This window comes from Paenibacillus tepidiphilus, assembly GCF_008635795.1.
GTDB classification, from domain to species: Bacteria; Bacillota; Bacilli; order Paenibacillales; family Paenibacillaceae; genus Paenibacillus_AQ; species Paenibacillus_AQ tepidiphilus.
Genome location: NZ_VWRQ01000007.1, coordinates 149,429 through 160,800, shown reverse-complemented (window position 1 = coordinate 160,800; position 11,372 = coordinate 149,429). Strand labels below are relative to the sequence as shown.

The 11,372-nt window shown below is 55.3% G+C and carries 8 protein-coding genes; 7 read left to right on the top strand and 1 reads right to left on the bottom strand.

Going from position 1 to position 11,372, the window contains the following annotated elements; all coding sequences use genetic code 11:
- Positions 1–8 precede the first annotated feature (8 nt).
- From F1379_RS11455 to F1379_RS11435, 5 genes are all read left to right on the top strand, one after another.
- Complete coding sequence (locus F1379_RS11455) at positions 9–1,709, top strand: extracellular solute-binding protein (protein WP_150269581.1); 1,701 nt, start codon at positions 9–11, stop codon at positions 1,707–1,709.
- 176 nt (positions 1,710–1,885) lie between these two features.
- A complete protein-coding gene (locus F1379_RS11450; RefSeq protein ID WP_150269579.1) occupies positions 1,886–2,791 on the top strand; it encodes an ABC transporter permease in 906 nt (301 codons plus the stop codon).
- 17 nt (positions 2,792–2,808) lie between these two features.
- Positions 2,809–3,696: a carbohydrate ABC transporter permease gene (locus tag F1379_RS11445; protein ID WP_150269576.1), complete on the top strand. Its 888-nt coding sequence runs from the start codon at positions 2,809–2,811 to the stop codon at positions 3,694–3,696.
- Positions 3,697–3,830: 134 nt separating this feature from the next.
- The gene (locus F1379_RS11440; protein ID WP_150269574.1) at positions 3,831–5,597 is read left to right on the top strand and encodes a sensor histidine kinase; all 1,767 of its coding nucleotides are present in this window, start codon (positions 3,831–3,833) and stop codon (positions 5,595–5,597) included.
- Positions 5,575–7,260 carry a response regulator gene (locus tag F1379_RS11435; RefSeq protein WP_150269572.1) on the top strand — a complete coding sequence of 562 codons (1,686 nt, stop codon included), beginning with the start codon at positions 5,575–5,577 and terminating at the stop codon, positions 7,258–7,260. Before F1379_RS11440 ends, F1379_RS11435 begins: the two co-directional genes overlap by 23 nt.
- Positions 7,261–7,312: 52 nt before the next feature.
- Here F1379_RS11435 and F1379_RS11430 read toward each other — a convergent pair whose 3' ends face one another.
- A complete protein-coding gene (locus tag F1379_RS11430; protein WP_150269570.1) occupies positions 7,313–8,140 on the bottom strand; it encodes a TerC family protein in 828 nt (275 codons plus the stop codon).
- A gap of 932 nt (positions 8,141–9,072) precedes the next feature.
- Here F1379_RS11430 and nifB point away from each other — a divergent pair.
- Complete coding sequence (gene nifB, locus F1379_RS11425; RefSeq protein ID WP_150269568.1) at positions 9,073–10,443, top strand: nitrogenase cofactor biosynthesis protein NifB; 1,371 nt, start codon at positions 9,073–9,075, stop codon at positions 10,441–10,443.
- Between the two features lie 6 nt (positions 10,444–10,449).
- Positions 10,450–11,316, top strand: coding sequence for a nitrogenase iron protein (gene nifH / locus F1379_RS11420; RefSeq protein WP_150269566.1), 867 nt, complete (start codon positions 10,450–10,452; stop codon positions 11,314–11,316).
- Positions 11,317–11,372 lie beyond the last annotated feature (56 nt).

The window sequence follows — 11,372 nt, the reverse complement described above, 5'->3', positions numbered from 1 at the left end:
GTTCATCTATGTGGAATAAGAGAAAAAGTTTACCCCTGTGGGCTGCAGTCCTATCCATGACATTGGTGTTCACCGGCTGCGCAGGCGGCAATAATGCAGGCAACAACGCCGGAAACGGCGGTAACGGAAATGACAGCGCGGCAAATACGGCGGCAGCCGACACGGCTGAGGCAGCCGCTCCGGCAGACGGGCCGGCCGATCCGCTGGGCAAATACGATCCGCCGATCAAGCTGCGCTCGACCATGAATGAGACCGGCAAGGAGACGCTGGCGGAAGGCGACACGCATGCCAACAATGTCTGGACCAGAGGGTATAAGGATGAGCTTGGCATTGAAGTCACCTATGACTGGATCGTGGCCGATGCCAATTACAGAGACAAGATGAATGTAACCATGGCCAGCGGCGATCTGCCGGATCTGCTTAAGGTCGATATGGTGCAGTTTGAACAACTGCATGAAGCGGGAATGCTGGAGGATTTGACCGAAGCCTTCGATAAATACGCCTCCGATCTGGTGAAAAGCTTCTACGCCGAGGAAGACGGCGCCGGGCTGAAGCCGGTAACCAAGGGCGGCAAGCTTTATGCGATTGCAAGCTTCCCGGGCTCGCTCGACTCCTCGGATATGATCTGGATCCGCAAGGACTGGCTGGATAAGCTGGGCCTCGCAGAGCCGAAGTCGATGCAGGATATCATCAAGATTGCCGAAGACTTCACCTTCAAGGACCCGGACGGCAACGGCAAGCAGGATACCTATGGCATTATGATGAATAAGGATTTGCCGATCAACGCATTCCTGCTTGGTTATCATGCTTATCTGGAAACCTGGATCAAAAACGATGCCGGAGAGATTGTGAACGGCACGATTCAGCCAGAGGTTAAGGAAGGGCTCGCCGAACTGCAGCGCCTGTACAAAGAAGGCGTGCTTGATCCGGAATTCGGGGTCAAGGATTTCGCCAAAGGCGTGGAGGCAGTCAACGCAGGCAAAGCGGGCATTATGTTCCTGCCGCAATGGGCGCCGTTCCAGGTCATGGGGATGGTCAAGCAGGATCAGAGTGTGAACTGGGTACCTTATCCGGTGCAATCCATCGACGATCAGCCGGCGAAGACACAGAACCATCTTGGCCTTGGTGGCATCTACGCGGTCCGCAAGGGCTATGAGCATCCGGAGGCGCTGGTCAAGCTGCTCAACTTCCAGGCGGAGAAAATGTTCGGCGAATCGGCTGAAGCGGAGCGCGCCAAATACAATACCGGTCTGACCGGCCTCGGCTTCCAGAATGCCGTGGTGTCGAACCTTCCGGCCAACAAGAACGTGAAAGCCCAGGAAGAAGTCGAAGCTGCCATCAATTCCGGCGACACATCCACGATGGGCCTCGAAGCCAAGCTGTTCTATGACGATATTATGGATTACCGCGCCGGTAATCTCGATAAATGGAATATGGAACGTATTTTTGGACCGCTCAGCTCGCAGGGTATCATCAAATACTATCGTGACAACGATCTGATTGTGATGAATGAGTTCATTTATGCACCGACGAAGACGATGAACAGCAAGTCGGCTACACTGGACAAACTGCGGCAGGAGACCTTTATCAAGATTATCTACGGCAGCCTGCCGGTCGACGCCTTCGACAAGTTCGTGGAGGACTGGAAGAAGCTTGGCGGGGATCAGATCACACAGGAAGTTAACGAAGTGATCAAGGCAAACCAGTAGCGCAAGGAACGGGGACTGCCCGGCCGGCAATCGGCTGTGCAGTCCCTTTTTATGGGATATTATCGAAGTCCCCGCAAAGCACCCCAAGTCAACAGAAGATACCCAATGTCAACAGGCTCCACTATAAAGGCCAAAAAGCACTGTTTTATAATCAGGATACAAGGAGGAGACAGCCGATGCATTTTAAACCGAAGCAATTTTTGCGCAACATTCCGCTGCATTTGATGATTCTGCCGGCGCTTGTGCTGGTCATTATTTTCAGCTATATCCCGATGGCGGGCCTCATTATTGCCTTTCAGGATTTCTCCCCGATCGCCGGGTTCAAGCAGATGAACTGGTCGGGCCTGGAGAACTTTCATTATTTATTCGATATTCCCGGCTTCAAGCAGGTCGTATGGAACACCGTATTTATCTCAGTCATGAAAATCATTGCCGGACTGACCGTACCGGTCATTGCCGCACTGCTCCTGAACGAGGTGCGGGTGGGCGGATTTAAACGGACGATTCAGACGGTTATCTATATGCCGCATTTTTTCTCCTGGGTCATCCTGGCCGGGATTATTGTTGACGTCTTGTCGCCAAGCAGCGGCCTCGTCAATATGGTGCTCAAAGCGTTCGGCATGCAGCCGATCCAGTTCCTCGCCGAGAACAGCTGGTTCCCGTATGTGCTGGTCATTACCGATCAATGGAAGGAGTTCGGCTTCGGCACCATCATATATCTGGCTGCCCTGACCAGCATCGACACATCGCTCTATGAAGCCGCTGTCATCGACGGCGCGGGCCGCTGGAAGCAGACCTGGCATATTACCTTGCCCGGCATCCGGCCAATCATGATTCTGATGCTGACGCTCAGTCTCGGCAATGTGCTGAACGGCGGATTTGACCAGGTATTCAACCTGTACAACCCGCTGGTCTATGAATCCGGTGACATTCTGGATACGATGATCTACCGCATCGGGATGCAGGACGCCCAGTATTCGGTATCCACCGCGCTCGGGCTCATTAAATCCGTGGTATCGTTCGTATTCATCGGCCTTGGCTATTATCTGGCGTACCGTTTCGCTAAATACCGGATTTTCTAGAGAAAGGACTGGACTGTATGCATCATATGACGACGGCTTACCGCTGGTTTCAGCGTCTCAATTATGTCTTCCTGACTGTGCTTGCCCTGCTTTGCCTGTTTCCGATTGTCAATATTCTGGCCATTTCCTTCAGCTCCAGCGAGGCGGTGGAAGCCGGCAGAGTCACACTCTGGCCGGTGGAATTCACCCTTTCCTCCTACCGTTACATGCTGGACAATAACCTGTTCCTCGGTTCCTTCGCCACCAGCGGCCTGCGCGTCGTGCTCGGGGTCACGGTCAACCTGATCTTTACGGTGCTGGTGGCCTATCCGCTGTCGAAGGAAGCGGTGACCTTCCGTTCACGGACGGTGTACGCCTGGATCTTTGTGTTCACCATGCTGTTCAGCGGCGGCCTCATTCCCGGCTATCTGGTGGTCAAGGAAGCCGGTCTGCTCGACAGCATCTGGGCGCTGGTGCTGCCGGGTGCGGTGCCCATCTTTAACGTACTGCTGATGCTCAATTTCTTCCGGGGCCTGCCGAAGGAGCTGGAGGAAGCCGCCTGGATGGACGGAGCCGGACACTTACGTACACTTTGGAGCGTCTACCTGCCGGTCTCGCTGCCCAGCATCGCCACGGTTACACTGTTCTCGTTAGTCGGGCACTGGAATGCCTGGTTCGACGGCATGATCTATATGCGCAGCCCCGAGCATTATCCGCTGGCAACTTATTTGCAGTCGATGCTGCAGCGGGCCAATGTCTCCAATGATATGGTTACACTTGAACAGGCGCAGCTGCTCAGCCAAATTTCCGACCGGACGACACAGGCGTCGCAAATCTTTTTGTCGATCGTGCCGATTCTGGCGATCTATCCTTTTTTGCAGCGTTATTTCGTGCATGGGCTGGTCGTCGGCAGCGTCAAGGGTTAAACTGGTATGGAATGTCCGCTGGCTGCGGGCCTGCCGGTGTCGGCGTATAGCTTGGCCTGTTACCGGCTGCCGCTCCCCGCGAGGGGGGCGGCATATGCTGTTGTCCCCATCCTATCAGCAGAGGTTGTTACCCGATGAAATCATTATGGCCCCGGTGGAATCCGAATTCGATTGTGTTCAAGCTGATCGGCGCTTTCTTGCTGGTTATGCTGCCGCTATGCGCCCTGAGCATCTCCACTACCTATTACAGTTCCAACCAGATGCAGGCGGAGGTGGAGCGGGCCAACGAGTCCAAGCTGCATTTCTACCATAGTCATCTGGAATTTGAGCTTCGCCGGATGACCTCGCTGGTGACGGAGTATTCCCTGGACGAAGCCTTCTCCACGTTCAGCACGCGCATACCGATTATGTCGCAGTATGAGCTGGACTCCAATCTCAACAATATCTACGGCAAACTGAAGCAGATCAAGGAGACCAGCCCCTATATCGGGGATGTGGTCTATTATGTTCCGCAAATCGGCAAAAAAGTCAGCGCCGCCGGCGGCATTACCGGCGATTCCGTCCAGGAATGGCGCAGTCTTCTGGCCACGATGGGCAATCTGAACGGCGCGCTCTCCAAATATGGCAGCGAGCTGTATTTGCTGCGCAGCAATCCCTTTAATCTCGACAGCAATGTTCCGCCCAATTTCCTGCTCGGGGTGAAGCTGTCGACAGATGAGCTTGAGAAACGGCTGAAGGAGTTTGCGGCCTCGGGCGGAAGCGCCATTACGCTGGGCTTCGGCGCCGGCAATGAGTATGTGCTGTCTTCCTCCGAAGAGCTGCCGGAGCTGCTTCCGGCCGGGAAACCGCGACCTGGGGAAGAGACTGTCAGTATTGAACGCTTCAAGGCCGCCGACTCGGCCTTTTATTCGCTGTACGACCATGATAACAATTTCCGGCTCACAACCAATATTTCCAACACGGTGCTGATGAAGCCGATTCAGGTGTACAAAAGGCTGCTGTGGCTGCTGAGCGCGGCGTCGGTTGTGACCGTCATTTTGTTCTCCTTCTGGACGTACCGGACGATCCACCGGCCGATGTCGATCCTGATCCGCGGCTTCAAGAAGGCTGAGCAGGGACAGACCGGGCTGTACATCACCCATTCCCGGCGCGATGAATTCGGCTATCTTTACTCCCGGTTCAATGAAATGCTGAAGCATTTACACACGCTGATCGAAGAGAATTACGTGCAGCGTATCCGAACAGGCGAGGCAGAGCTGAAGCATTTGCAGTCGCAAATTACGCCCCATTTTCTGTACAACAGCCTGTTCAGCATCAAGCAGATGGCCGAAGTCGAGAATACGGAGCTGATCAAGGAATTCTCCGATTATCTCGGACAGTATTTCCGGTATATGACCCGGGATTCGGCTCAAGAGGTGACGCTGCAGCAGGAGCTGGAGCATGCCCTGGTCTATCTGGCCATTCAGCGCATCCGTTTCGGGCCGCGGATTGAAGCCGAGGTGGACGCGCTGGAACCGGCCTGGCGCGGGATTCGTGTGCCGCGTGTGCTGCTGCAGCCAATCATCGAGAATGTGTTCGAGCATGGTCTGCACGACAAGAGCGCCGGCGGGCTGATCCGGATCAGCTATGTGCAGGCCGGTGAGATGCTGGAGCTGCGGATTGAGGACAACGGCGAATCGCTGACGGAGGAGACGCTGGAGCGCTTGCGGCATCAGCTGGCCATCCAGGGCTCCTATCAGGGGGAGACTACCGGGATTATTAATGTCAGCCAGCGGCTGCGTATCAAATTCGGCCCGCCCTTCGGGCTGCAGGTGGGACGCGGTGAGCTTGGCGGACTTTGTGTAAGGGTTATCATACCGGCAACGGGAGGTGTGCTTCATGCAGCGAATGATGATTGTTGATGATGAGCCGATTATACTGGACGGACTTTATGAATATTTTGTCAAAGCGGATCTTCCGGATCTAGAGATTATCAAGGTGCACTCTGCGGCTTATGCCATTGAGTGGCTGAATACGGTCAAAATCGACATTGTACTGAGTGATATTTGTATGCCCGGCATGGACGGGATGCAGCTGATCCAGGAGATTGTCGACCGCTGGCCGCGCTGCAAGGTAATTCTGCTGACGGGTCATGATGAGTTCAACTATGCCCACCAGGCGATCCGCAACCCTTGTGTAGTGGACTATCTGCTCAAAACCGAAGGGATGGAGAGCATTCGCGCTGCCGTCCAGCGCACGCTGGAGCAGATTTCGGCCGAGGAGGATGAATTCTACCGGACGCAGTGGCTGCGCCACAAGCTGCCCCGCGCGCTGCCCCAGCTTCAGCAGCAGTCGCTGCTGGAGCTGCTGCGGGGACCGGGGCGCAGGGACTGGAGGCAGCTCCAGGAGGAGTTCGACGCGATCCGCCTGTCCTTCCGCGCCGATGAGCCTGTGCTGCCGGTGCTGCTGCGCATGGAGACGTGGCGGGGAGCGGAGACGGTCTCGGACCGCGGCCTGATCCGCTATGCCGCGGCCAATATTGCCGAGGAGCTGCTCGGCGACAAAGCTGTTGTAAAGGCCATTGATCTGGACCCGGGCACCATCGTATGCCTGGTCCAGCTGCAGATGGACGCTGCAGCCTTCAGCACGGTGTCCCGGGAAGAATGGTGGATGCGGACGCTGCGGTTTGTACACGGGACGCTGGAATCTATCCAGCAGGCCTGCAGCAAATTCCTGCAGCTGTCCGTGTCGGTCTTCGCCAGCGAGCATACGCTGGCCTGGCAGGAGCTGGGCCAGGGGATCAACCGGCTGCGCCTGGCCGTACATGAAAGCCCGGGCCTCGGGATGGAGAAGCTGCTGAAGCTGGATCTGCGGGCCGGCGCAGCCCCTCCGGCGCAGCTGCAGCACAGCTATGCCGCCACGGAGCTGCTGCTGGATCAGCTGGCGCAGTGCCTGCAGGCGGGCGACGGGGACTGGGCCGGCGCGTTCCGCAAGTGGGTAGAGGCCGCCGGCGAAGACGGCCCGGCCGACCCGTTCCAGCGCCTGCGGCTGCTGTCGGCCATCGCCGCCAGCCTGGTCCGGACGCTCCAGGAGCTGGGACTGCTGGAGGCGGCCCGCGCCGAGACGGAGCTGCCGCGGATGCTCTATTTTACCGTCCAGACTCCCTGGCCGGAGATTGTATCAACCTACCATTCCGTGTACGCCTGGATCGTCTCCAGACGCAGCGCCGCCTCCCGGCATGACGAATCGCGTATTCTGCTGGTGATACATCAATATATCAAGGCCCATCTGGCCGATGATCTGTCGCTGACCCGGATTGCCCAGGAGGTGTCGCTGAATCCCTCGTATTTATCGCGCTGGTACAAACGGATGACCGGCAAGGGGATTTCCGATTATATTCTGGAGAAGAAGGTGGAGCTGAGCAAGGAGCTGCTGCTCGGGACGCCGCTGAAAATGCACGAAATCTCCGCACAGCTCGGCTTCAGCGACCAGCACTATTTCTTTCGCTTCTTCAAGAAGACCGCCGGCTGCACCCCGCAGGAATTCCGCGAACAGCGGAAGGGCCAGGGTCAGGTGAATGCCTGAACAAGCAAAAAGACCTCAAACGCCGCAGCGCTGCGGCATTGAGGTCTTATTTTTATTTGCCAAGCTGCTGATCCACTTCACGAACCGGATTCTCTTTCTTGTGCGCTTCAATGGATTTGCCGCTCATGAACCAGCCGATCAGTGCAATCAGCACCAGTACGATATAGAACGAGGTTTTCCAGATGGTGCTGTGGGCGAAGTCTTCAGGAATGACGCCCAGCGCCGGATGGGCCAGAGTGATAACGGTCAGCTTGACGCCGACCCAGCCGACGATGAAGAATGCGGCGATCTCCAGACCCGGACGGGAATGCAGCAGCTTGACGAAGAACGAGGCGGCAAACCGCATAATGATCAGACCGATAAATCCGCCGGCAAATATAACCAGGAACTGTCCGCCGTCCAGTCCGCCGATATGTCCCATGCCGCTTGGCGGCAAGGCTACGGCCAAAGCAACGGCAGCCAGGATCGAATCCACTGCGAAGGCGATGTCGGCTACTTCAACCTTTAGTACGGTGAGCCAGAAGCCGCCCTTCTTGGTATTGACCGCAGCTTCCGTGCCGCTTTCATTCGCTTCATCCGTAACGGGCTTCTTGAACAGCAGCTTACGGAAGATGTGATTACCCGCTATAAACAGCAGGTAAAGCGCGCCGATGGCTTGGACCTGCCAGATATCGACCAGGTAAGAGATGATAAACAGTGAGCCGAAGCGGAATACGAAAGCCCCCGCCAGTCCGTAAAAGAGCGCCTTCTTGCGCTCCGCCTCCGGCAAGTGCTTGACCATAATGGCCAGCACCAGCGCATTGTCCGCAGCGAGCAGTCCTTCCAGAGCCACCAGGACGAGCAATACCCATCCGTACTCCAATAATAATCCCCAATCCATTACTAGCTTCCCCTCTTTCGGATGCAAATATGATTTCGCGTCCCCTTAGTATGACCCAAAATATATAAAAAAGACCTTTACCAAACAGACCAGTCTCTTACAGAGGCTAACCTGATTGGTAAAGGTCTCGCTAACAATGGAACATTGCCAATAAAGCCGGAGAGCATCTTCATACTCTCGTACTGACGACTTTATTACATATAAGTAAGCAGGCAGAAGATTATGGCCGGGCCTCCACTTATATTGCATGCAGAAATGCAATCGCCCCTCTCTTGCGAGAAGGAGCAGGTCTGCATGAGCAGCTACTCCCCTTTACGGGATATATGAAATTGAGAAGGTTAGAGTTTCACGTCCGATTAAACCTAAAAAGTATCATATATGAGCCGAATGCCAATGTCAATGCCTGTGAGAACAAATATCAATGGATGAATGACCGATTTTGGAAACGGAAACATGGTAAGTGTAAGTTAGGTAAGTTCACATCTCTTGTGGCGAAACTGCAAACATAAGGAAATTGAGGGCTTTTTAAGCGGTTGTGTAATTGACGATGCCGATATTTAAAAATATGATGAAATTAATTCAAGCGGTCAAGCGAGATTTATGTTAGGTAAAATAACATCAATAATTCGAGACTGCTGCTACTCGTCGTCAAAGGTCTTTAAAGCTTCCGAAGCGAGTTTTGCTCGAAGCAGAGCCAAGGAAGTAATGCTAAGCAAAACAAAGCAGATGCTTCCGAAGCGAGTTTTGCTCGAAGCAGAGTCAAGGAAGTAACGCTAAGCAAAACAAAGCAGATGCTTCCGAAGCGAGTTTTGCTCGAAGCAGAGTCAAGGAAGTAATGCTAAGCAAAACAAAGCGTATGCTTCCGAAGTGAGTTTTGCTCGAAGCAGAAGCCAATGAAGTAACGCTAAGCAAAACTTTTAGGAGGTGGGAACATGCAGCCGACGTGTCTATCAAACGAAGCGGAGGAAGAACTCAGCCGCCATCCTTGCTACAGCGAGGAAGCTCACCGGTTTTACGCCAGGATGCACATCCCGGTTGCTCCCGCCTGCAACATCCAGTGCAACTACTGCAACCGCAAGTTCGACTGCGTGAATGAGAGCAGGCCGGGTGTAGTCAGTGAGGTGCTGTCGCCGCAGCAGGCAGAACGGAAGGTCAAGGGGGTTGCGGCACAGCTCATGCAGCTCTCGGTGGTCGGCATCGCCGGCCCGGGCGATCCGCTCGCCAATCCGGAGGAGACCTTCGATACCTTCGCCAGGGTCAAGCAGCATGTCCCGGATGTGGCGCTGTGCCTCAGTACGAACGGCCTCACGCTTTACCGGCATGTAGATGAAATCGTAGAGCTGGGTATCCGCCATGTGACGATTACCATCAATGCGATTGATCCGGATGTGGGTGCCGGGATTTATCCCTGGGTATTCGACGAAGGTGTGCGGTATGAAGGCAGAGAGGCAGCGGAGCTGTTAATCAGCCGTCAACTGAAAGGACTGGAAATGCTGGCGCAGCTGGGGATTCTGGTCAAGGTTAATTCGATTATGATTCCGGGGGTCAACGATCATCATCTGCCGGCCGTGTCCAAAAGAGTAAAAGAGCTCGGGGCCACGCTGCACAATGTAACGCCGCTGATTATCGCACCGGGGAGCCAGTACGAAATGGATGGGCGCAAGGCTCCGCGTCCGAAAGAGCTTCACAATCTGCAGGAATTGCTCGGGCGTGACGGCATGAAGGTGATGCGTCACTGCCGCCAGTGCCGGGCCGACGCTATCGGGCTGCTGGGTCAGGACCGCAACCGGGATTTCCCGCTGGAAGCCATGGATGAAGATCCCGTGGTTAATCTGGAAGCAAGGGCGCTGTTCCAGAGCGACATTGATGTCAAGCTGCGCGAGCGCGTAAGCGCGAAGCAGGCCCGTCTGAACGGGCTGCAGGCGAGCATGCCTAAGAGCCGGCTGGCCGTCGCCACCAGAGGCGGCGACAAGGTCAACCAGCATTTCGGCCATGCGACGGAATTTCTGATTTATGACACGGACGGTTCCGAGGTGGAACTTGTCGGTGTCCGCAAGATTCAAGCCTATTGCCACGGCACTGCCGATTGCAACGGCGATAAAACCGCTACTCTGCAGGAAATTATCTCTATTCTTAGCGATTGCCGCATTCTTCTCTGCTCGGGCATCGGGGAAGCTCCCCGGGCCAGTCTGAACAAAGCCGGAGTATTGCCGCTTGTCCGCAAAGGCGATATCCGCGAAGCGATTCTCGAAAGTGTGAAGTACAGCTCTTATTTTGGAAATATAAACATTTCGAAGGGATGATGAATCATGAGACAAATAGCTTTTTACGGTAAAGGCGGTATCGGTAAATCCACCACTTCGCAAAACACCCTGGCTCAGCTGGCCACCAAGTTCGGCCAACGCATTATGATCGTCGGTTGCGACCCGAAGGCAGACTCTACGCGGCTCATCCTGAACACCAAAGCCCAGCAGACTGTGCTTCACCTGGCAGCTGAACTCGGCTCTGTTGAAGACCTGGAACTTGATGATGTACTGCAGACCGGGTTCGGCGACATTATCAACGTGGAATGCGGCGGTCCTGAACCGGGCGTAGGCTGCGCCGGACGCGGGATTATCACCGCCATTAACTTCCTGGAGCAGGAAGGGGCCTACACCGATCTGGACTTCGTATCCTATGACGTGCTCGGCGACGTCGTCTGCGGCGGGTTCGCCATGCCGATCCGCGAGAACAAGGCGCAGGAGATCTACATTGTCTGTTCCGGTGAAATGATGGCCATGTACGCTGCCAACAACATCGCCCGCGGGATCCTGAAATATGCCAACAGCGGCGGTGTCCGCCTCGGCGGCCTGATCTGCAACAGCCGTAACACCGACCGTGAGGATGAGCTGATCACCGAGCTGGCCCGGCGCCTGAATACGCAAATGATTCATTTTGTACCCCGTAACAATGTTGTGCAGCATGCCGAGCTGCGCCGGATGACGGTTGCCCAGTACAACCCGGATCATCAGCAGGCCAAAGAATACGAGATTCTGGCCGAGAAGATCCTCAACAATAAGATGCTGACCATCCCGACCCCGATTTCCATGGAAGAGCTGGAAGAGCTGCTGATGGAATTCGGCGTCATCGAAGACGAAGAAGCGGCAATTGCGAAGCTGCAGGCTTCCGGACAATAAGCGGCATAGGGCGGTCCGGTGAAACGCGAGTGGAGAGACGGCCGTTTCACCGGATT